Here is a 23,092-nt window from a genome sequence, read left to right on the forward strand (position 1 = left end):
TTGTTGCTGATATCGCTGAATAATAATATAAGATAGCTTACTTTTGTAAGCTATTTTTAAACTAAAGGAGAAAAATTATGAAAAAAATACCAAATGCAGTAGGTCCATATTCTGCATATTATGTAGCAGGAGATTTTCTATATATCTCAGGACAATTAGGGATAAACCCAGAAACGAATGTTATAGAGGGTAAAACAGCATCTGAACAAGCAAAACAATCATTAGAAAATTTAAAAGCAATTTTAGAAATTAATGGTTTAACAACAAAAGATATAGTTAAAACTATGGTTTTATTAGATGATATAAATGATTTTGTATCTGTAAATGAAGTTTATGCAACATATTTTGAAGAACCATTTCCAGCAAGATCTGCCTTTGAAGTTGGTAAATTACCTAAAGGTGGTTTAGTTGAAATAGAAGCTATAGCATATATTAAAAAATAGAGGTAAACTAGGTTAATACTGGGATTATCTCTTGTAAAGTGAAAAAAGTATCTTGATTTTTTATGTTTTTTGAGGTATAATGATAAATATTTAACCAGATAGGTTAAAGCTAAAAATTACTGGAGGTAAAAATGGTAGTTAAAGACATCAAAAGTTTAAAAGAGATGATGAAAAAAGTTAGAGAAGCACAAGAACAATACGCTTCATTTACACAAGAGCAAGTAGACAAAATTTTTAGAAAAGTTGCTCAAACAATTAATGATCAAAGAATTATTCTTGCAACTATGGCTGTTGAAGAAACAGGTATGGGACTAATAGAGGACAAGGTTATTAAAAATCACTTTGCATCTGAATATATTTATAATAAGTATAAAGATGAAAAAACTTGTGGTATTCTGGAAGAAGATAAATCTTATGGAATTAAAAAGATAGCTACTCCTATAGGTGTCATTGCAGGGGTTATACCTACAACTAACCCTACTTCTACAGCAATATTTAAAATATTACTTGCATTAAAAACAAGAAATGCAATTATTATATCTCCACACCCAAGAGCAAAAAATTCAACTATATATGCAGCAAAACTTGCATTAGAAGTTGCTAAAAAATATGGAGCTCCAGATAATATCATATCTTGGATAGATGAACCAAGTATGGAATTATCAAGAGAATTAATGTCAAATGTTGATTTGATATTAGCTACAGGTGGACCTGGAATGGTTAAGAGTGCTTATTCTTCTGGAACACCAGCTATAGGGGTTGGAGCAGGTAATACTCCAGTAATTATAGATGAAACAGCTGATGTTAAGATGACTGCAAACTACATCTTATTATCTAAAACATTTGATAATGGTGTTATTTGTGCATCAGAACAAGCTATTATATTACCTGAATCAAGATATGATGAAATTAAAAAAGAATTTGTAGATAGAGGAGCATATGTTCTTAAAAAAGATGAAATCCAAAAAGTAAGAGATGTAATGTTTAAAGAGGGAGCTTTAAATGCTGATATAGTTGGTCAAAGTGCATACACTATAGCTACTATGGCTGGATTAAAAGTACCTGAAACTGTTAGAGTATTAATAGGTGAAGTAAAAGATTATTCTGAAAAAGAAGCTTTTGCTCATGAAAAATTATCTCCAATTTTAGGAATGTATAAGGCTAAGAGCTTTGAAGAACAAATGACAATAGCTAAAGCATTAATTGAACTTGGCGGACTTGGACATACTTCTTGTATGTATATTAATGAAGCTGAAATAGAAAAAATTAATAGATTTGGTAGAGAAATGAAAACAGGAAGAACCCTTATAAACATGCCAGCATCACTTGGAGCGATAGGAGATGTATTTAACTTTAAATTAGAACCATCATTAACACTTGGTTGTGGATCATGGGGAGGAAACTCTGTTTCAGAAAATGTTGGAGTTAAACATTTATTAAATGTTAAAACAGTAGCAGAAAGAAGGGAAAACATGTTATGGTTCAAAGTTCCAGAAAAAATCTACTTTAAATACGGTTCATTACCTATAGCTATAGAAGAATTAAAAGATGACAATCATAAAAAAGCATTTATAGTAACAGATAGTACTTTAGCAGAATTAGGATACACTAATCATATTACTAAAGTATTAGAAAAAATAGGTATAGATTACAGAATATTTTCTAATGTTGGAGTAGACCCTACATTAAGTTGTACTATTGCAGGAGCAGAGGCTATGAGAGAATTTCAACCAGATGTAATTATTGCACTTGGTGGAGGATCTGCAATGGATGCTGCTAAAATCATGTGGGTATTATATGAATATCCTAAGATTAGATTTAAAGATTTAGCAATGAGATTTATGGATATACGTAAGAGAATATTCTCATTCCCTAAAATGGGTATTAAAGCTAAATTTGTAGCAGTTGCAACTTCAGCTGGAACTGGTTCAGAAGTAACACCATTTTCAGTAATTACTGATGATGAAACTGGAGTAAAATATCCATTAGCTGACTATGAATTAACTCCAGATGTAGCTATTAATGACCCAGAATTAATGCTAACAATGCCTAAAGGATTAACAGTAGCATCAGGAATAGATGTATTTACACATGCTATTGAGGCATATGTTTCAATTTTAGCAACTGAATATACAAAACCTTATTCATTAGAAGCTATGAAATTAGTTATGAAATATTTACCTGAATCAGTAGCTTTAGGTTCAAAAGCAGTTAAAGCTAAAGAAAAAATGGCAAATGCTTCATGTATAGCTGGTATGGCTTTTGCTAATGCTTTCTTAGGAATTAACCACTCATTAGCACATAAATTAGGTGGAAAATTCCATGTGCCACATGGTATAGCAAATGCTTTAGTATTAGGAGAAGTTATTAGATTTAATGCAGAAGAAGCACCAACTAAGATGGGAGTATTCCCTCAATATAGATATCCAGATGCTGGAAATCGTTATGCAAAAGTTGCAGATTTCTTAGGATTATCTAAAGAGGGTCAAACTAAAGAAGAAAAAGTTGAAGCTTTAATTGACGGTATAGAAGAATTGAAAGAAAAAATTGGAATACCAAAAACTATCAGAGATTGGGGAATACCTGAAAAAGATTTCTTAGAGGCAGTAGATGAGTTATCAGTTGATGCTTTTGATGATCAATGTACTCCTGCAAATCCAAGATACCCATTAATTTCAGAATTAAAAGAAATTTACTTAAAATCTTACTATGGTAGAGAAGAATATTTAAAAATGAAAAATTCTAAATAAAATTAAATAAAATGCTCATGTTTTCATGAGCATTTTTATTTCTTTTCATAACTCAACCCCTTGTATTATATGAAAAAAATAAATGAAATTTTTTTTCATTTTTTTTTGCTTTTTTGAAAAAATTGAGGTATAATATATCAGGTGATAAAAGTGAAATTTAAGTTTTTTAAAAATGTAGGACATGAATTAGGACTAACATCTATGCTATGCTCAAAGATAGATAAGTATATATTAATATATGGAGGTTCTAATTTTCCTAATGGAACACCACCACATGGAGCTAGAAAAGTGTATAATGATATGTATTTATATGATTTAGACTTTAACTTAGTTTCTAAACAGAGTGGTAAAATTGCCCCTGATAAAGCAATAGTGGTAAATCATGATAATAAGATATATTTAATTTCTGGTGCAGAAAACACTAAAATATATGAATACACATTGAATGGAAATAGGATTATTGAAACAGAAATATATGATTTAGGCTTTGAAATTGTTGGTGGATTTGGTGGTGTATATAACGAGAAAATTTATTTTGGAAAAGAGTATATATATGAATTTAATTTGAAAGATAGAAAATTAAGAAAACTTGCTAAATTTATAGGAGAAGTTAGAGAACAATCTGTAAATTTTATATCTAATGGAAAACTATACTTATTTAGCGGTGCTTCAAATATTTGTTGCCTAGATTCATATGTATATGACATAAATAAAAATGAGTGGCATAAAATATGCGACACTCCTACTTGCCTGACTGGTGCAACCTCTTGTATGCTAGATGATAATAATTTTTTAGTTGTAGGAGGTTGCAATAAAAAGATTTATGATGAAGCAGTGCAAAAGTTAGGTCAAATTGAATTTAAAATTGAATATTTTTCTAAAAAAAGAGAAGAATTTAAATGGAATAAAAATATTTATATATTTAACACATTAGATGAAAAGTTTACCTTATTATCTAATGGAGATATATTAAATGCAACTTGTGGCTCAACTATAATAAAAAATGAAGAAAAAGTTTATTTAATTAATGGCGAAATAAAACCTGGATATAGGACAGCTCAAGTTTTAATAGGAGAATTAATATGAAATATATTACATTGATACAGTCGTTTTATCCGTCTTTTAGTAAACAAGAACTTAAAGTTGCAGATTATGTAATTAAAGAAAGAGATGCAATTTGTTTTATGCCTCTTCATGAAATTACTAAAAAAATAAATGTATCAGAAGCAACTATAGTTAGGTTTGTAAAGAAAATTGGGTTTAAAGGTTTTATTGATTTTAAACTTGAGGTTGCAAGAGAAATAGCCACGATAGAAGATGAAAGAAACACAAAAGAACACTATATTGAAAATATTGAGTATAATATACTAGAAACTATAAAAGATACAAAAATTTTAATTAATAAAAAAGATGTAGAAAAAGCAATAGAGGCAATAGAAAGTTCTAAAAAATTGTATGTATTTGGAATGGGAGCATCAGGTGTTGCTGCTTTAGAATTTCAAAATAGGTTTATGAGATTTGGAAAAATTGGACATAGTGTAAGTGATGGACATTTTCAGGTAATGTATGCCTCAACTACTACAGAAAAAGATGTGATAGTTGTAATAAGTTTATCTGGAGAAACTGTAGATTTAATTTATCCATTATCAATAGCTAAGAATAATGGTTGTAAAATAATTGCCATTACAAATTATATACTATCCCCCATTGCCAAAATGTCAGATATTGTTATATTAACTTCTGGTAAAGAAACATTACTTAATGGTGGAGCATTAGTATCTAAAATTTCTCAGTTATATATTATAGATGTATTAGCTACAGGATATGCACTGAGAAATAGTAAAAAAGCAAAATTAGTAAGACAAGGTATGGCAGAAGCTATAGCCAACAAGAATAAATAGGAGGAAATTGTGAGTAACAAATTATTAGAACAATTAAAAGGACAATTAATAGTGTCTTGTCAAGCACTTCCTGGAGAACCATTGTATATTGAAAATGATACAATTATGCCATTAATGGCAAGAGCAGCTATAAAAGCAGGTGCAAAAGGAATAAGAGCAAATGGAGTATTAGATGTTAAGGAAATAAAAAAAGAAGTTAATGTTCCTGTTATAGGGTTACTTAAGAAAAACTATGAAGGATTTCCTCAATATATTACGGTTGGTATGTCTGAAATAGATGTTTTAGTTGAAGCAGGTGCAGATATTATAGCACTTGATTGTACTTTAAGAGAAAGATATGATGGAAAAACTATTAATGAATTTATTGTAGAAATTAAGGCTAAATATCCAAAAATTTTATTAATGGCTGATATTTCAAATTTAGAAGAGGGAATAAATGCTGAAAAAGCTGGAGTAGATATTGTAGGTACTACTCTTAATGGATATACACCTTATACTGAAACATTAGATAAAGGACCAAATTATAGTTTGATAGAAGAATTAGTGGCTGTAGTTAAAATACCTGTCATTGCAGAGGGAAGAATACATACTCCTGAGTCAGCTAGAAAAATGTTAGAGCTTGGAGCATATGCAGTAGTGGTAGGAGGAGCAATTACAAGACCTTTAGAAATAACAAATAGATTTATTGAGGGTATGGGATTAAAATGAAAATAATTTGTTTTGACATAGGTGGAACTAATATTAAATATTCAATAATAGAAGATATTGATAATGATAATATAGAAGTGAAAAATATAGAAACTAGGGTTACTAAAGATGATAACTATATCTTAGAAGATGTATTGAAGATAATAGGAGAAAATACTGATGTTGATGCTGTAGGTATTTCAACAGCAGGAGTAGTAAATTCTAATACTGGTGAAGTAATATTTGCTGGACCTACTATACCAAAATATACAGGAACTAAGTTTAGGGAAGTAATAGAAAAGAAATATGGGATACAAACTTTTGTAGAAAATGATGTTAATTCGGCAGCATTTGGAGAATACTGTTTTTCTGATTATAAAGGGTCTATGTTTATGCTTACTATAGGAACAGGAGTTGGTGGTTCATTAATACTAGATGGTAAAGTGTTTAGTGGTGCATCAATGACAGCTGGAGAAATAGGGTATATGCCATTAAATGATGGGTATTTTCAGGATTTTTCATCGGCAACATATTTAACTAATTATGTTAGTGAAAGACTTGGGAAAAAAGTTGATGGAAGATATGTTTTTGAAAATGCTAAAAAAGGAGATATCCTATGTAATGAAGCAATAGATAAAATGGTGTATAATCTAACTACGGGATTATTAAATATACTATATATGATTAACCCTGATAATATTGTAATTGGTGGTGGAATTACTGCTCAAGGAAAATATTTAGAAGATAAGATATTAGAAGTATTAAATAAAAGAGTAATAGGAAAACAGTTTAATAGTAATGTTAAACTTGCAAATTTAAAAAATTCAGCAGGAATATATGGAATATATAATATAGTAAGAAAGGAAATGAAATGAATTACAATTTAGAAAAATTTAAAGGTGTATTTGTTGCTATGTATTCTACTTATGATGATAATGGAAACATTTCAACAGAAAGAGCAAAAGAATTAACAAAATATTACATTGAAAAAGGTGTAAAAGGTCTTTATGTAGGAGGGTCTTCAGGAGAAGGAGTTCTTCAAAGTGAAGAAGAAAGAAAAGCAGTACTTGAAGCAGTTATGGAAGTGGCTAAAGATAAGTTAGTTATAATAGCTCATGTGGGTGCAAATTCTACACCTGAATCTGTAAGACTTGCTAAACATGCTAAAGAATGTGGTGTTGATGCAGTATCATCAATTCCATGTGTATATTATGGATTTTCTCCTAAGGCAGTAAAAGAACATTGGAGTGCTATGATAGATGCCACTGACTTACCATTTATTATTTATCATATACCACAAACTACTAGATTTAATTTACCTATTTCTCTATTAGAAGAAATGGCTGCTATGGAAAAAGTTATAGGAATTAAATGTTCTTCTGAATCTACATTTGAATTACAACAGTTTAAATATATAGGCTCTAAAGTGAAAAATGGAGAATTTATTGTATTTAATGGTCCAGATGAACAATTTATTGCAGGACGTATGATAGGAGCAGATGGTGGAATAGGTGGAACATATGGAGTTATGCCTGAATTGTTTATTAAGTTAAATGAATATATGGAAAATAGAGAATTTGACAAAGCAAGAGAATTACAAAATGAAGTAAATGAAGTAATAAAAGGATTATTAAAAGGACCATCATTATATGGTGTAGCAAAATATATTTTACATTTAAGAGGAATACATACAGGACAACCAAGAGGTCCAATGTTACCAGTAACTCAAGAAAAAGATATAGAACTTGCTAAGGAATTGAATAATAAGATTGAAGAATTAATCAATAAGTATTGCAGTTAATAAAACATATATATTGGAGGAAATTATGAACAAAAAAATTAAAATGTTAGCAGCTACAGCTGCATTAGCACTTACAGCTTTTGCATGTAATGCAAAATCAGAACCAAAAACTGAAGGGCCTGTAACAATTAAATATTGGTCTTTCCCTAACTTTACAGCTGATGCTGAATTTAAAACACCTGAAGAATTTGATATGGCTTTAATAAAAGCATTTGAAGAAGCTAATCCAGGTATTAAAGTTGAATATCAAAAAATTGATTTTACAGATGGACCAGCAAAACTTGAAACAGCTATTCAATCTAAATCAACTCCAGATGTTGTTATTGATGCACCAGGAAGAATAATAGACTGGGCTAAAAAAGGATACTTAGTTCCTTTTGATGTAGATACTTCAGTTTATTCTAAATCTATGTTATCAGCTTCAAGCTATGACGGTAAATTATACCTACATCCATTAGGAACAGCACCATTTGTTATGGCATTTAATAAAGTTATAACTGATAAATTAGGTGTTACTGATATGTTACCATTAAACAAACCAGGAAGAAACTGGACAGTTGCTGAATTTGAAGCATTATTAACAGCTATTAAAGAAAAAGCACCAAAAATAGATCCTATTCTTTTATACACTAAATCACAAGCTGGGGACCAAGGTCCAAGAGCATTTGTTTCTAACTTATTTGATTCATGGATTACAAATAAAGAAATAACTAAATATACTATTAATGATGAAAATGGAGTTAAGAGTTTAGAATGGATTAAACAAGCTTATGATAAAGGGTTATTAGGAAAAGGAGTTTCATCAGAAGCTAAAGATGCTTTAGAAGCATTTAGAAGTGGAAATGCAGCAGGTACAATTCTTTATTCACCAGGATTAAAAGGTGGAAAAGCAGATTTAGATGCTATTAAAGCAGGTAAATTAGAACCAGTATATGTTTCTTTCCCTAATGAAAGTGGACAAGCTAAATTTGAATTCCTATTAGCTGGAGCAGCAATATTTGATAATGAAGACATGGCAAGAAGTGAAGCAGCTAAGAAATTCGTTGATTTTATAGCTAATGATTCAGTATGGGGAGAAAGATCACTTAAAGCAACAAGAAACTTCTCACCAGTTGGTAAAACAGGTCTTTATGATGATGACGCAGAAACTAAATTTATAGAATCACAAAGTGCAAACTTTGGACCTTACTACAATACTATAGATGGTTATGCTCAAATGAGACCATTATGGTTTAACATGGTTCAATCAGTATTAAATGGACAAGTTAGCCCTAAAGAAGCATTAGATAAATTTGTTGAAAATGCAAATAAAACAATTGAAGACGCAAAATAGTAATAGAAATAGAAGGGGTAGAAACTTTCTACCTCTTTTATATGAGGAGAGGTGCAATAGATGTTTAATTCTATTAAAAAAATAAACTTTAAAAAAATAGATTATAGTGCATATTTATTTATTTTACCAGTAATGATATTCTTTTCAACATTTGTTTTATATCCAATGGCTAAGGGGATTTATTTATCTTTATTTAGATTTAGAGGACGTAACACAACATTTGTAGGATTAAAACATTATATAGATTTATTTAGTGATGAAGTGTTTATAAAATCAACAACAAATACTATAGTAATTACTATGATAGCAGTACCTATTGTAGTTGCATTTTCTATATTTGTTGCTATTAATATTTATGAAAAAAGTGCATTAGTAAGATCGATTTTTAGAGGTATATTTTATATACCAGCTATATCATCAGTAGTTTCAGTTACTGTTGTATGGAATTGGATTTATCATCCAAAGTATGGAATATTAAATTATGTTTTAAATAGCACACATATTACAAGTAACCAAATAGATTGGCTTGGTAATCCTAGAACGGCTATATATGCCATTATAGCGATACTGATTACTACTAGTGTTGGTCAACCTATAATTTTATATGTAGCAGCTTTAGGAAATGTTCCTAAAGATTTAATAGAGGCATCAAAAATTGATGGTGCTACAGATTCTCAATGTTTTAGAAAAATTATATGGCCAACTATTAAACCAACAACATTATATATAGTGGTTGTTACAACAATTAATAGTTTTCAAATATTTGCTTTAATACAATTATTAACAGCAGGTGGACCAAATTATTCAACATCGACAATAATGTATTTAGTTTACCAAAAAGCAATAGTAGAAACTAGATTCGGTGTTTCATCAGCAATGGGAGTATTGCTTGCGATTATAATTGGTATAATTTCAGTAATACAATTTAAATTCTTATCACATGATGTAGATTAATTAGGTTAGGAGAAAGTATGGAAGTTAAAAAAACAACACCTTTAGGTGTGATATCAATAATAATATTAGTTATCTTTGCCCTGTTCTTTATATTTCCATTTTATTGGATATTAACAGGTTCATTTAAAATACAAGATGTTGCAATAAGCATACCACCACAATGGATACCAGTTTCACCAACTCTTGAAAATTACAAACAATTGTTAGTAGATAATACTGCAAGATGGTTTTTTAACTCAGTATTTATTTCTAGTATGACAACAATATTAGTTTGTGTAACTGCAACACTTGCAGGTTATGCTTTAGCAAAAAAAGATTTTCCAGGGGTAAATGTGTTGTTTATAGTATTTGTTGCCGCAATGGCATTACCTAAACAAGTTATTTTAATACCATTATTAAAATTTATAACTGAATTAGGTTGGATAGATACTTATCAAGCTTTAATTTTACCAGCAGTTGGTTGGCCTTTTGGAGTATTCTTGATGAAACAATTTTCTCATTCAGTACCAAATGAGTTACTTGAATCAGCAAAAATTGATGGTTGTGGAGAATTTAGAACATTTATATCTATAGTTTTACCTATAGTTAAACCTGGAATAGGGGCTTTAGCGATATTCACATTTATCGCAAGTTGGAATGATTATTTCTCTCAATTAATATTTACTAATAGTGAATTAATGAAAACACTTCCATTAGGAGTAGCTTCAATGGCACAAATGGCAGAATTTTCATTAAACTATGGATTGTTAATGGCAGGAGCTGCACTTGCATCTATGCCTATGATAATAGTATTCTTAATGTTCCAAAGCTATTTCACACAAGGTGTTACTATGGGAGCAGTTAAAGGATAAAATATATATTGGAGGAAAAAAATGTATAAAAATTTTAAACTATTAATAGCCACAGCTTTGCTATCAATTGTAGTATTTTCTTGTGGTATGAAAAATAAGGAAGATGGAATAGTTACAATTAAATATTGGTCTTTTCCTAATTTTAATGCAGATCCTGAATTAAAGACATCTGAAGAATTTGATATGGCTTTAATAAAAGCATTTGAAGAGGCTAATCCAAATATTAAAGTTGAATATCAAAAAATAGATTTTACAGATGGACCAGCAAAGCTTGAAACAGCTATTATTTCTAAATCAAATCCTGATGTTATTATAGATGCTCCTGGAAGAGTAATAGATTGGGCTAAAAAAGGATATTTAGTTCCTTTTGATATTGATACTTCAATTTATTCTGATACAATAGTTTCAGCTGCAAGTCATAAAGGAAAGCTATATCTATATCCATTAGGAACTGCACCGTTTGTTATGGCATTTAATAGAGTAATTACAGATAGATTAGGTGTTACTCATATGTTGCCATTAAACAAACCAGGAAGAAACTGGAATGTTGAAGAATTTGAGGCTTTATTAACAGCAATTAAAGAAAAAGATTCAAGTATAGATCCAATAATATTTTTCAATAAATCAACAGATGGAAGTCATGGACCAAGATCTTTTGTTGTTAATTTATTTGATACTTGGCTTACAGATAAAGATATAACTAAGTATATTGTTAATAATGAAAAAGGAGTTAAAGCTTTAGAATGGGCTAAACAAGCACATGATAAGGGATTATTAGGAGATGGTGTTTCATCAGAAGCTAAAGATGCTTTAGAAGCATTTAGAAGTGGACTTTCAGCTGGAACTATGATTTATTCACCAGGATTAAATGCTATAAGAGGTAATCAATTAGCTAGAGAAAGTGGTAAATTAGATCCAGTATATGTGGCTATGCCAAATAGCAGTGGACAAGCTAAATATGAATTATTATTAGCAGGAGCAGCTGTGTTTAATAATGGAGATGAGGCAAAAATTGAAGCATCTAAAAAATTTGTAGATTTTGTAATTAATGATCCAGTATGGGGTGAAAGATCTCTTAAAGCAACTAGAAACTTCTCTCCAGTTGGTAAAACAGGATTATATGGTGATGATGAAGAAACTAAATTTATAGAATCAATAAATGGAAATTATGGTCCATATTACAATACTATAGATGGATTTGCTCAAATGAGACCATTATGGTCAAATATGGTTCAAGCTGTGTTAAATGGACAAATTAGTCCTAAAGATGGATTAGATAAATTTGTTATAGATGCAACTAAAACAATTGAAGATGCTAAATAGAGATATAGGAGTTGTTTTGTTAGATGATAGTTTTATTATGGTTTTATTATAGTAAATTATATATTTTAGGTTCATTATTATTTACATTCTTTTTAAATAAGGTTACAAATAAGCTGTATTTACCACCATTAATAATTAATATGGTGGGGGTTATTATGTTATTTTTAATTCCTTATCATTCCAGAACTTATGCAATGTATTTTAATTATATGCCTATAGTAGTTACAAGTGCATTATTAAATATCATAATATATTTATTTAGAAAACATAAATAATTTCTTGTTATAATCAAAAAAGTCTGAAACTTTAGTATATTAAAAATTTCAGACTTTTTTATATAAGCCAAAATACCGGAGTGATGAGAATTTGTCGCCTTATAAACAAAACGTGGCAGCCATATATTAAATATTATAAGATCCGTAAAAGCCCTATGTCAGTTCGTGATTTCCTTAAGCATATATTAACAGAGATAGCCCCTTATCCAAAAAGTAAAGCCCAAAAATATGTTATCACTATTCCGAATATCCTCGCAAATTAATTATAGCAGTATTTTAGTATTTTTTCAATTATTTATCTTTATTATTTCTGCTATTTGTGTTATTATTTTATTAAATATTAATTAATGAAAGAAGTGATAAATATGTCTGTTATAAAAATATTAGATGATAGTATTTCAAATATTATTGCAGCTGGAGAAGTTGTAGAAAATCCATCAAGTATGATAAAAGAACTTCTTGAAAATTCTTTAGATGCAGAAGCAACTTCTATACAAATAGAGGTATTAAATGGTGGAATATATGTAAAAATATCAGATAATGGAAAAGGTATGAGTAGAGAAGATGTACTTTTAAGTATAGAAAGACATGCAACATCTAAAATATCTACTAAAGAAGATATATTTAATTTACAAACATATGGGTTTAGGGGAGAAGCTTTAGCTTCAATTGCAGCTGTTTCAAAATTTTCTATGAGTAGTAGAACAAAAGATGATAAATTAGGAACAATAATTAATGCTTATGCTGGAGTAGTTAGAAAGTATGAAAATTTTACTAGAAGTGTTGGAACTGAGATAGAAATAAGAGATTTGTTTTATAACACACCTGCTAGAAAAAAGTTTTTAAGAAAAGAAAGTACAGAATATAGTAAGATTAAAGATATAGTTCTTAAAGAAGCTCTTGCTAATCCTAATGTTGCTATAACCTTATATATAGATGGTAAGCCTACTTTAAAAACTACAGGTAATGGTATGGAAAGCACTATTTTTGAACTTTTTGGTAAAAATGTTCTTAAAAATTTAGAGAAATTTGAATATGGATATTTAGGAAATGTTGAAATTTTAAGGTCATCAAAGGAATACATATATACTTATGTTAATGGTAGATATGTTAAATCTAATTTACTTGATAGAGCAGTTATAGATGCTTATTATACTAAATTAATGAAAGGTAAATATCCTTTTGTAATATTAATGTATGATGTAAATCCAAAAGAAATAGATGTAAATGTACACCCAAGTAAGAAAATGATAAAATTCTCTGATGAAAAAATAGTATATAATGATATAAAAAGATCTATTGAAAACTTTTTCTATGAGTTTGATAGAAGAGCTTGGCAACCTACATTAATACCAAAAACTAAAGAAATAGTTGAAGATAATATAGAAACAGAATATGTGTCTTTAAATATATTTCCAAAAGATGAAGTAAAAGAAGTTGTTTCTGAACCTTTAGTTTTTAAAGAAAATAGAGATTTTGAAGTAAGAGAACCTAAATTAATATATGAAAATCCTTTTTATGATGAAGATATTGAAGAAAAAACTGAAATAGAAAAAGTAGAAAATAAATCAGAATATTTAAAACCATTTTTTGAAAAAAAAGAGGGTGAAGTAAAGTATTATGAAGTGTTAGGTCAAATATTTGATACATATATATTGGTTAATAGAGATAATAATTTAGAAATATATGATCAACATATTATACATGAGAGATTACTTTATGAGGAGTTAATGTCTAATTTTGAAAAAAAGAATATTAGTTCTCAAATGCTTCTTTTACCTGAATTAGTAGATGTTAGTCCAATTGACAAAGATATCATATTTAACAATATAGATATATTTGAAAGACTTGGTTTTGAAATTGATGAAATTTCAAACAATCAAATAGCTCTAAGAGCAGTACCTAATTTTAACTTTAGAGAAAGTATAACTAATATTTTAGAAAAAATATTAATTGATTTAAAGAGTAAAAATAAGGTGGGAGATATTAGGGAAAAAATAATAATATCTATGTCATGTAGAGGAGCTATTAAAGCAGGACAAAAATTAAACATGCAAGAAATGCAAAATATGGTAAGAAGATTACATGAAGTAGGTAAGTATACATGCCCTCATGGAAGACCGATTATATCAAAAATATCTAAATATGATTTAGACAAAATGTTCGGTCGTGTAAAATAACTTGACTTTTCCTTGTATATATGATATATAAACTTGTTGAGAGGGATTTTAATGTTAAAAATTAATTTGATTTGTGTTGGAAAAATAAAGGAAAAATATATAATTGAAGGTATAGAAGAATTTTTAAAAAGATTGTCTAAATATGTTAAAATTAATATTATAGAATTAAAAGAAGAAGCAGATAATAATGTTGATTTTGCCATTAATAAAGAATCAAAATTACTAATAGATAGTATAAATAAAAATTCTGGATATAATATACTATTAGATATTAAAGGAGAAAATATTACAAGTGAAAAATTATCATGTAAAATATCTAATTTAAAGTTAAATTATAGTGAAATAAATTTTATTATAGGTGGTTCTAATGGATACAACGATGAAGTTAGAAAATTAGCAGATTTTAAATTAAGTTTTTCTAAAATGACTTTTCCACATCAATTAATGAGACTTATTCTTATAGAACAAATTTACAGAAGTATATGTATAGAAAATAATATTAAATATCATAAATAGGAGGAGTTTTAATGTATACAATAGGGGATGAATTTGAATTTGATGTAAATGATAATTTAGAGTATTTTACATGTATTGGGGAATTTCCATATTCAGGTATTGAATACTTGATATGTGAAAATGAATATGGAATAAAAAAAGTATTTTTTTATGATGATGAAGAATTGATTTTAGTAGAAGATGAAGATGAAGAAGAAAATGTACTAGATAATTTTCAAGAAGAGTCATATAAGATAGATGAAAAAGAATTTGATTGGTATGAAGAAAACGATTACAATGATTATGATCCTCCTTTTAATGATGATAATGGACTAGAGGATAATTATATAGAAGATGATATGGAATTATTAAATGATTATTCAGATGAAGAAGAGGATATAGATACTTTCCTTGATGATTTATTTGATGATGAAGACTAGGAATAAATATGATATTAGAAATAAAAGATAAGTTTACAAATGATGTTACTATAATTAAAAATATAGATTTTAAATATATTAATAATGAACTTAGTTATGTATATAAATCTGAAAAATATTTATGGAAATTTAAAGAAAATGAAATATTATTAGAAAAAAAGGGAGAGATAGAATACATACAGAGATATATAAAAGGTAGGCTGACTAAATCAATAATAAAAATGAATGATTTAGAAATGCAAGTATATATATTAACTAGGGAAATTGAAAAAGAAGAAAATAATATTAAATTAGTATATAATATATATAGTGATAGGGATATTGAAAATTTAATTTCAAGTTTTGAAGTTAAAATTAACTTAGGAGGAATAAATGGAAAATAAAGAAAATGCAGTTAATGAAACCTATGTAATGAAAGAAAAATATAGAAAAATTGATGAATTAAAAGCTTTAGGATTAGAACCATATGGAAGATATTTTGATAAAAAAGATGAAATAGGAAGTATTTTAAATTTTGATGAAACTTCAGAAAATGAATTTAAAACTGCTGGAAGAATAATGTCATATAGAAGAATGGGTAAAAATGGATTTGCACACATTCAAGATCCCACAGGAAAAATTCAAATTTATGCTAAAAAAGATGAAATAGGTGAAGAAGAATATGAAACATTTAAAAGATTATCAACAGGAGATTTTGTTGGTGTAGTAGGTAAATTGTTTCGTACACAAACAGGTGAATTAACAATTAAAGCATCACATTTAGAGATACTATCTAAAAATATAAGACCATTACCAGATAAATTTTCTGGACTTCAAAATATTGAAATGCGTTATAGACAAAGATATATTGATTTAGTTATGAATCCTGAAGTTATGGACACTATGAAAAAAAGATTTGAAATAATTAGATATTTTAGAACATATTTAGAAAAAAAAGGATTTTTAGAAGTTGAAACTCCTATGTTACATCCAACATTAGGGGGAGCTAATGCAAAACCATTTATAACTCACCATAATGCTTTAGATATGGATATGTATTTAAGAATAGCACCAGAACTTTATTTAAAAAGACTTTTAGTTGGAGGATTTGAAAAAGTTTTTGAAATAAATAGAAATTTTAGAAATGAAGGAGTGTCTATTAAGCATAATCCAGAATTTACTATGATGGAACTTTATCAAGCATATGCTGATTTTAATGATATGATGGATATTACTGAAGATTTAATTTCATCACTTACTTATCACTTATATGGAACTTATGAAATACCTTATGAAGATAAACAAATAAATCTTGCAAAACCTTGGAGAAGAGTAACTATGAGAGAAATAGTTAAAGAACATACAGGTTTTGTTATGGATGAAAACACTACAGATGAATCTGCAATAGAATTTGCTAAGGGACTTGGAATAAATTTAGATAAAAATAAGACTTATACTAAGTTTGGTATTTTAAACCTATTATTTGAAGAAAAAGTAGAGCATACTATAGTTAATCCAACATTTGTTACAGATTATCCAAAAGAAATTTCTCCGTTATCTAAAAATTCTAAAGGAGAAAGTGATTGGGTAGATAGATTTGAACTGTTTATAACAGGAAGAGAATATGGTAATGCTTATTCTGAATTAAATGACCCTAAGGATCAAAAAGAAAGATTTGAAGACCAAGTTAGAGCAAAGGAAAATGGAGATGATGAAGCAACTGAAATGGATTTAGACTATATCAGAGCTTTAGAATATGGAATGCCACCAGCTGGAGGACTTGGAATAGGGATAGATAGACTTGTAATGTTACTTACAAACTCATCATCTATAAGAGATGTAATTATGTTCCCTACTTTAAAAAAAGAAACACATTTTGAATAATATATAAAAGGAGCTGCTCTATTTAGGAACAGCCCCTTTTTTTCCTTATTTTTCGTATCTTTTCCAGATTTGTGTTCTACCGATTAATGAAATACCAATATATCCTCTAACTTTTAAAGTTCCATCTTTTTGTAACTGCATGTAACTATCATAAGTTTTTCCATTTGATGGATCATAAATACTACCATTTTCATAAGTATTATTAGATTCATTGTATGTAAATCCACTAACAAAGTCTATACCCTCTAATGTTCTATCTTGTTTTGATTTATCTGGATTGTTAGAATCTTTTCTTAAATTTCCATCACTATCAAATCTATCTGTTAATTTCAATATTTTTCCATGGAATTTATTATCTTTTTCATAAATCTCAACAATAACTCTATTTCCACTTGAACTAGGTTCTGTTATCCAAACACCAAAAGCCTCTTTTTTATCAGAAAAAGAAAGTGTAGCTACTAATAAAAGTAACAATGTAATTATTTTTTTCATAAATTTCTTGTATGATATAGTTTAAAAACTATAAAAATACATCTCCTTTCATAAGAACTATAAACATTATATTAAATTTTAAAAAATTTGTCAACTGTTAAAAAAATTGACTAATAATACAAAAAGTAAAAAATATAAATACTGTCTATATTTAATTTATATAAACAAAAATATATGTTCTGTTATTAAAAAATATTGACTTGTCTTTTTCAAAGTGGTATTATGAATGTATGAAAAAACTTAAGGAGAAAGATTATGTTTTGGAATATTAATGATGGTGTAAAAAAAATAGTAAAAGTATTGTTAATAATTTCAATTTTAGTTTTTTTCATTGGAATTATGAAGATGAATATATTAATGTTATCTTTATCTTTTGGAATTTTAATATCTATAGTATCAAATCTAATGTTACTTAATACAGTACATAAAATAGTATATTTGAAAGGAAATAGGGGCACAATGTTTATAGATTCCACTAAAAGGTATGGAATGTATATATTGGCTCTTTATTTTGTATATAGGGTAAATATTAGATTTTTTGATATAAATCCGTTATATTCATTACTTATATGTTCTTTTGGATTTATTTCATTTAGATTAGTACTACAAGGTATGAGTTTTTTAAAATTTAAATTATAAAGAAAGGAGTGGGTACATTTGTCAAAGAAGAAGAATTTGCTAAAGTGGATAGGATTAATGGTTTTAATGCTTGTAGGAGTAAACTTACTTTTATCTATAGTATCAACTGTTTTTCCAATAACATTTCAAAAGCCACATGATATCATTGAACCACCTGAAGTATTTTTTAGTATACCTATAGGTAGATATATATTAAATATTAATCAAACGATAATGAATACATGGGCAATAATGATAGTTATTATTTTCATACTAATTAAAGGAACTAGAAATATTAGTGTAGAAAACCCTGGTTTTTTTCAATTAGTATTAGAAGAATACTATAATTTTATTAATAATTCATTCTTAGAGGGATTAGGAAAATATAAAGAAAAATTTGCTGGTTTTTTCTCGGCGTTGTTTTCAATGATAGCATTTTTAAATGTATCTATGTTCTTATTTCCTTTTGCAATAATATGGAAAAAGAATGAACACGGTTTAATTTTTGTTAAACCTTTCTTTAGAACTGCGACAGCTGATATGAATACAACTGTTGGATTGGCATTAGTAGTTTTTGTAATTTTTTTAGGAGCAGCAATTTATAGAATGGGTGTATTAGGATTTATAAAAGAATTATCACAACCCTTTGTATTTATGTTACCTATAAATATAATTGGAGAATTTGCAAAACCAATAAATATATCTATGAGATTATTTGGTAATATGTTTGCAGGACTTGTAATTATGTCGTTAGTTTATGGATTAGCAGTTAAAGATATTTTCCCAAGTTTAACAAATAATATATTAAAGGGAAGTTTTAGTTTTGCAGTTGGTTGGCCAAATATATTACAAATATATTTAGATTTCTTTATTGGAATTTTACAGGCATTTGTATTTACAGTTTTATCATCTGTATACATTAAGCAGATGTTAATAGGAGAAGAAGAGGAATAGAAGGAGGAAAAAAATGGATGTATCAATAATTAAAGCAGCAGCATTATTAGGAGCTGGTATAGCAGCATGTGGAGGAATAGGAGCAGGACTTGGACAAGGGTTAGCAACAGCAGCAGCAGTAGAGGCTGTAGCAAGACAACCAGAAGCTAAAAATGATGTTATGGCAACACTGTTTATAGGATGTGCAATAACAGAATCAACAGGGATTTTTGCGTTAATTATAGCATTAATCTTAGCTTTAATAAAAGGATAATAAAGGTGGAATCTCATGGAACAAAATAATAATTTAATTACCATTGATATTTTAATGATAGTTCAGATAATAAACTTTTTTATTTTAGTATATGTTTTTCATAAATATTTCTATAAAAAAATTGGAAAAGTTATAGAAGAAAGAAAAAAAATAGCTCTAAAAGAACTTGAAATAGTTAAAGAGGAGAGAGAAAAATTAGAAGAACAAAAACAAAATTATGAAAAATTAAGAAAAGAAGCTAAAAGACGTGCAAATGACATTATTATTAAAGCAGAAAGACAAGCTGATGAAAGAAAAGAACAAATTTTAGATAATGCTACACTTACACGTGATAGAATGATAATGCGTGCAGAGTCAGAAGTTTTAAAATTAAGAAATAGTATTAAAGAGCAATTACAAAAAGAAATGAGTCAAATGGCTACAGAACTTGCAGAAAAGATAATTAAAGAAAATATAGAAAAAAATCCTGAAATAGTTGATAAAAGTATTGATAAATTTATTGATGAAGTAGGTGAATAATATGGAAAATCTTTCTATAGCGAGAAGATATGCAGAAGCTATCTATAAAGTAGCCGAAGAAAAAGATGAAGTATTTGAAGTTTTTGAAATGTTGAATGTCATTTTAGAACATATAGAAAATGATGAAGATTTCAAAAAATTTTTAAGTTACCCTATTATTGGAAAAGAAGAAAAAAAAGAATTGATAAATAGGATATATAGGGATATTAAAAATGAACCTTTAGATATTTTAGATTATTTAATTGAAAAAGATAGACTATTACATATCAAAGAAATTAATGAACAATATAGTAAAATATATTATGAAGCTCATAAAAAGCTAATAGTAACAGCTATTTTTCCTAAAGAATTATCAACTGAACAAAAAGAAAAACTAAGAAAAAAATTAGTTGATATGAAACAAAAAGAAGTTGTTATACACTATAAAGTTGATGAAAACTTAATAGGTGGAGGAATAATTAAAATAAATGATGATGTAATTGATGGTTCGATTAAGACTCAAATTAAAGAATTGAAACGTTAAATTGAGGAGGTGTTTTTTTTTGAAAATCAAACCAGAAGAAATTAGTAATATAATTAGAAAAGAAATAGAAAATTATAAAAAGAAAATAGATGTTTCTAGTGTTGGAACAGTAGTTGAAGTAGGAGATGGTATAGCAAGAATTTATGGTTTAGATAATGCTATGGCAGGTGAGCTTTTAGAATTTCCTAATGGAGCAACAGGTATGGTTTTAAATCTTGAAGAGAATTCTGTTGGAGCTGTTATACTTGGAGATACTAGGGGGATTAAAGAGGGAGATGTAGTTAAAGGTACTGGTAGAATTACTGAAGTTCCTGCTGGAGAGGCACTACTTGGAAGAGTGGTTAATTCACTTGGAGAACCTATAGATGGCAAAGGGGTTATAGTTGCATCTAAATATATGCAGGTTGAGAGAGTAGCTTCAGGAATAATAGATAGAAAACCAGTTACTGAACCTTTGCAAACTGGTATTAAAGCAATAGATGGAATGATACCTATAGGAAGAGGACAAAGAGAATTAATAATAGGAGATAGACAAACAGGTAAAACATCTATAGCTATAGATACAATTATAAATCAAAAAGATACAGGAATATATTGTATATATGTTGCTATAGGTCAAAAAAGATCTACAGTGGCTTCAATTCAAAGAAAATTAGAAGAAGCAGGTGCGATGGAATATACAACTATAGTAGCTGCTACTGCTAGTGAACCTGCACCACTTCAATATTTAGCACCTTATGCTGGTGTTGCAATGGCAGAATATTTCATGGAAGAAGGAAAACATGTATTAATAATATATGATGATTTATCTAAACATGCTGTTTCATATAGAGAAATGTCTTTATTATTAAAAAGACCACCTGGGCGTGAAGCATATCCTGGAGATGTTTTCTATTTACATTCAAGATTGCTTGAAAGAGCAGCAAAATTATCTGATGAGTTAGGTGGGGGATCTATCACTGCTCTTCCAATAATTGAAACTCAGGCTGGAGATATATCAGCATACATACCAACTAATGTTATATCAATAACAGATGGTCAAATATTCTTAGAAACAGACTTATTTAATTCTGGATTTAGACCAGCTATTAATGCAGGATTTTCAGTTTCAAGGGTTGGAGGTTCTGCTCAAATTAAGGCTATGAAACAAGTAGCAAGTAGAGTTAAAATGGAACTAGCACAATATACTGAATTATTAGCATTTGCACAATTTGGTTCTGACCTTGATAAGGCAACACGTGATCAATTAAATCGTGGAGAAAGAATAATGGAAATATTAAAGCAAAAACAATATTCTCCTATGCCTGTTGAAGAACAAGTTGTTTCATTTTATGCTGTAACTAATGGTTATTTAGATGATATTGATGTTGAAGATGTTAGAAATTTTGAAGAAGAATTATTACAAAGTATGTATTCTACAACAGATATTTTAAAACAGATTATAACTGAAAAAACTTTAACTAAAGAAATAGAAGAAGAATTAGAAGACTTTATAAAAACATTTAAAAAAGATTATGTACATTAATGAAAGGAGAAACATATGGCATCTAATATGAAAGAAATTAAAGCTAGAATAAATAGCATTAATAATTCAAAACAGATAACTAGTGCTATGAATATTGTTTCTTCAACTAAATTTAAAAAATTTCAAGTACTTACCTTTAAAACTAGAGAATATGAAAAATCTTTAGAATATGCTTTATATAACTTATTAAATCATATAGGTAATAGACATAATATTTTATTTGAGGGTAAAAAAGAAGTTAAAAATATTGGTATAGTAGTTATGACATCAGATAGAGGTCTTTGTGGCTCATTTAATTCTAATACTTTAAAAAAGATGGATAAAATGGTAAAAAGATTTACTAAAGAGGGTAAAAATGTTTCTATAATTTCTATAGGTAGAAAGGCAAGAGATTATTGTAAAACTAGAGATATTAATGTAGATGCAGAATATATACAATTAATACCAGAAACAATGTTTTCTAAAGCTAAGATTATTAGTGAAGATATAGTTGATTTTTATCTTTCAGATCAATATGATGAAGTATATTTAATATATTCAAAATTTGTATCAGTAATACACTATAACTTAGTAGAGGAAAGAATATTACCTTTTTCAAGACCTACAGGATTAAAGATATCTAAAGAAAGTGAAGAAGTAAAAGATAAAAGATATATTTTTGAACCAAATGAAAATCAAGTTTTAGTTGAATTTTTACCTAAACTTTTGAATAATAAGTTATACCAAGCATTACTTGAAAATTCAGCAAGTGAGCATTCAGCTAGAATGTCTGCTATGAAAAATGCAAGTGATAGTGCAACAGAAATAATAAATAAGTTGACATTAGAATATAATAGAATTAGACAAAGTCTAATAACACAAGAACTATCAGAAATTGTTGGTGGTTCTCAAGCAATTAAATAGGAGGAATAA

The 23,092-nt window shown here is 27.9% G+C and carries 25 protein-coding genes; 24 read left to right on the forward strand and 1 reads right to left on the reverse strand.

Features of this window, described 5'->3' with window-relative positions; genetic code table 11:
• Positions 1-77: 77 nt before the first annotated feature.
• The 17 genes from BT993_RS04145 (at position 78) to lysS (ending at position 17,296) form a co-directional block, all read left to right on the forward strand.
• Positions 78-443 (forward strand): Rid family detoxifying hydrolase, encoded by a 366-nt coding sequence (locus BT993_RS04145; RefSeq protein WP_072593367.1) that lies wholly within the window; start codon positions 78-80, stop codon positions 441-443.
• Between the two features lie 131 nt (positions 444-574).
• Positions 575-3,193 carry a bifunctional acetaldehyde-CoA/alcohol dehydrogenase gene (gene adhE, locus BT993_RS04150; protein WP_072593368.1) on the forward strand — a complete coding sequence of 873 codons (2,619 nt, stop codon included), beginning with the start codon at positions 575-577 and terminating at the stop codon, positions 3,191-3,193.
• Positions 3,194-3,343: 150 nt separating this feature from the next.
• A complete protein-coding gene (locus BT993_RS04155; RefSeq protein ID WP_072593369.1) occupies positions 3,344-4,279 on the forward strand; it encodes a tRNA wybutosine-synthesizing protein 4 beta-propeller domain-containing protein in 936 nt (311 codons plus the stop codon).
• Positions 4,276-5,094: a MurR/RpiR family transcriptional regulator gene (locus BT993_RS04160; RefSeq protein WP_072593370.1), complete on the forward strand. Its 819-nt coding sequence runs from the start codon at positions 4,276-4,278 to the stop codon at positions 5,092-5,094. Before BT993_RS04155 ends, BT993_RS04160 begins: the two co-directional genes overlap by 4 nt.
• Before the next feature lie 9 nt (positions 5,095-5,103).
• Positions 5,104-5,802, forward strand: a complete 699-nt coding sequence (locus BT993_RS04165) for an N-acetylmannosamine-6-phosphate 2-epimerase (protein ID WP_072593371.1) — start codon at positions 5,104-5,106, stop codon at positions 5,800-5,802.
• Positions 5,799-6,656, forward strand: a complete 858-nt coding sequence (locus tag BT993_RS04170) for an ROK family protein (RefSeq protein ID WP_072593372.1) — start codon at positions 5,799-5,801, stop codon at positions 6,654-6,656. The genes BT993_RS04165 and BT993_RS04170 overlap by 4 nt, the downstream gene beginning before the upstream one ends.
• A complete protein-coding gene (locus BT993_RS04175; RefSeq protein ID WP_072593373.1) occupies positions 6,653-7,582 on the forward strand; it encodes a dihydrodipicolinate synthase family protein in 930 nt (309 codons plus the stop codon). The genes BT993_RS04170 and BT993_RS04175 overlap by 4 nt, the downstream gene beginning before the upstream one ends.
• A gap of 25 nt (positions 7,583-7,607) precedes the next feature.
• Positions 7,608-8,915: an ABC transporter substrate-binding protein gene (locus BT993_RS04180; RefSeq protein ID WP_072593374.1), complete on the forward strand. Its 1,308-nt coding sequence runs from the start codon at positions 7,608-7,610 to the stop codon at positions 8,913-8,915.
• Between the two features lie 60 nt (positions 8,916-8,975).
• Positions 8,976-9,869 (forward strand): carbohydrate ABC transporter permease, encoded by an 894-nt coding sequence (locus BT993_RS04185; RefSeq protein ID WP_072593375.1) that lies wholly within the window; start codon positions 8,976-8,978, stop codon positions 9,867-9,869.
• A gap of 17 nt (positions 9,870-9,886) precedes the next feature.
• On the forward strand, positions 9,887-10,720 hold the full coding sequence (locus BT993_RS04190) for a carbohydrate ABC transporter permease (RefSeq protein ID WP_072593376.1): 834 nt from the start codon (positions 9,887-9,889) through the stop codon (positions 10,718-10,720).
• 21 nt (positions 10,721-10,741) lie between these two features.
• A complete protein-coding gene (locus BT993_RS04195; RefSeq protein ID WP_072593377.1) occupies positions 10,742-12,043 on the forward strand; it encodes an ABC transporter substrate-binding protein in 1,302 nt (433 codons plus the stop codon).
• A gap of 23 nt (positions 12,044-12,066) precedes the next feature.
• The gene (locus tag BT993_RS04200) at positions 12,067-12,318 is read left to right on the forward strand and encodes a hypothetical protein (protein WP_072593378.1); all 252 of its coding nucleotides are present in this window, start codon (positions 12,067-12,069) and stop codon (positions 12,316-12,318) included.
• Positions 12,319-12,665: 347 nt separating this feature from the next.
• Positions 12,666-14,498 carry a DNA mismatch repair endonuclease MutL gene (gene mutL, locus BT993_RS04205; RefSeq protein WP_244147543.1) on the forward strand — a complete coding sequence of 611 codons (1,833 nt, stop codon included), beginning with the start codon at positions 12,666-12,668 and terminating at the stop codon, positions 14,496-14,498.
• Between the two features lie 51 nt (positions 14,499-14,549).
• Positions 14,550-15,014 (forward strand): 23S rRNA (pseudouridine(1915)-N(3))-methyltransferase RlmH, encoded by a 465-nt coding sequence (locus BT993_RS04210; protein WP_072593380.1) that lies wholly within the window; start codon positions 14,550-14,552, stop codon positions 15,012-15,014.
• Positions 15,015-15,025: 11 nt separating this feature from the next.
• Positions 15,026-15,433: a hypothetical protein gene (locus BT993_RS04215; protein ID WP_072593381.1), complete on the forward strand. Its 408-nt coding sequence runs from the start codon at positions 15,026-15,028 to the stop codon at positions 15,431-15,433.
• 8 nt (positions 15,434-15,441) lie between these two features.
• Positions 15,442-15,816, forward strand: coding sequence for a DUF1934 family protein (locus BT993_RS04220; RefSeq protein ID WP_072593382.1), 375 nt, complete (start codon positions 15,442-15,444; stop codon positions 15,814-15,816).
• Positions 15,806-17,296, forward strand: coding sequence for a lysine--tRNA ligase (lysS, locus tag BT993_RS04225; protein ID WP_072593383.1), 1,491 nt, complete (start codon positions 15,806-15,808; stop codon positions 17,294-17,296). The genes BT993_RS04220 and lysS overlap by 11 nt, the downstream gene beginning before the upstream one ends.
• 45 nt (positions 17,297-17,341) lie before the next feature.
• Here lysS and BT993_RS04230 read toward each other — a convergent pair whose 3' ends face one another.
• Positions 17,342-17,788: a DUF2147 domain-containing protein gene (locus BT993_RS04230; RefSeq protein WP_072593384.1), complete on the reverse strand. Its 447-nt coding sequence runs from the start codon at positions 17,786-17,788 to the stop codon at positions 17,342-17,344.
• A gap of 255 nt (positions 17,789-18,043) precedes the next feature.
• Here BT993_RS04230 and BT993_RS04235 point away from each other — a divergent pair, with 255 nt between their 5' ends.
• From BT993_RS04235 to atpG, 7 genes are read left to right on the forward strand one after another with little or no spacing between them, the layout of a single operon-like run.
• Positions 18,044-18,427, forward strand: a complete 384-nt coding sequence (locus tag BT993_RS04235; RefSeq protein WP_064592161.1) for a hypothetical protein — start codon at positions 18,044-18,046, stop codon at positions 18,425-18,427.
• Between the two features lie 18 nt (positions 18,428-18,445).
• The gene (gene atpB, locus BT993_RS04240) at positions 18,446-19,360 is read left to right on the forward strand and encodes a F0F1 ATP synthase subunit A (RefSeq protein WP_244147544.1); all 915 of its coding nucleotides are present in this window, start codon (positions 18,446-18,448) and stop codon (positions 19,358-19,360) included.
• Between the two features lie 13 nt (positions 19,361-19,373).
• On the forward strand, positions 19,374-19,613 hold the full coding sequence (gene atpE, locus BT993_RS04245) for an ATP synthase F0 subunit C (protein WP_064592160.1): 240 nt from the start codon (positions 19,374-19,376) through the stop codon (positions 19,611-19,613).
• A gap of 15 nt (positions 19,614-19,628) precedes the next feature.
• On the forward strand, positions 19,629-20,132 hold the full coding sequence (atpF, locus tag BT993_RS04250) for a F0F1 ATP synthase subunit B (protein ID WP_064592159.1): 504 nt from the start codon (positions 19,629-19,631) through the stop codon (positions 20,130-20,132).
• A 1-nt stretch (position 20,133) separates the two neighbouring features.
• On the forward strand, positions 20,134-20,655 hold the full coding sequence (gene atpH, locus BT993_RS04255) for an ATP synthase F1 subunit delta (RefSeq protein WP_072593386.1): 522 nt from the start codon (positions 20,134-20,136) through the stop codon (positions 20,653-20,655).
• Positions 20,656-20,674: 19 nt separating this feature from the next.
• The gene (atpA, locus tag BT993_RS04260; protein WP_064592157.1) at positions 20,675-22,180 is read left to right on the forward strand and encodes a F0F1 ATP synthase subunit alpha; all 1,506 of its coding nucleotides are present in this window, start codon (positions 20,675-20,677) and stop codon (positions 22,178-22,180) included.
• Positions 22,181-22,195: 15 nt separating this feature from the next.
• Positions 22,196-23,083: an ATP synthase F1 subunit gamma gene (atpG, locus tag BT993_RS04265; protein WP_072593387.1), complete on the forward strand. Its 888-nt coding sequence runs from the start codon at positions 22,196-22,198 to the stop codon at positions 23,081-23,083.
• The last annotated feature ends 9 nt before the right edge of the window (positions 23,084-23,092 follow it).

Origin of the sequence: Streptobacillus ratti (assembly GCF_001891165.1) — a bacterium.
Lineage (GTDB): Bacteria > Fusobacteriota > Fusobacteriia > Fusobacteriales > Leptotrichiaceae > Streptobacillus > Streptobacillus ratti.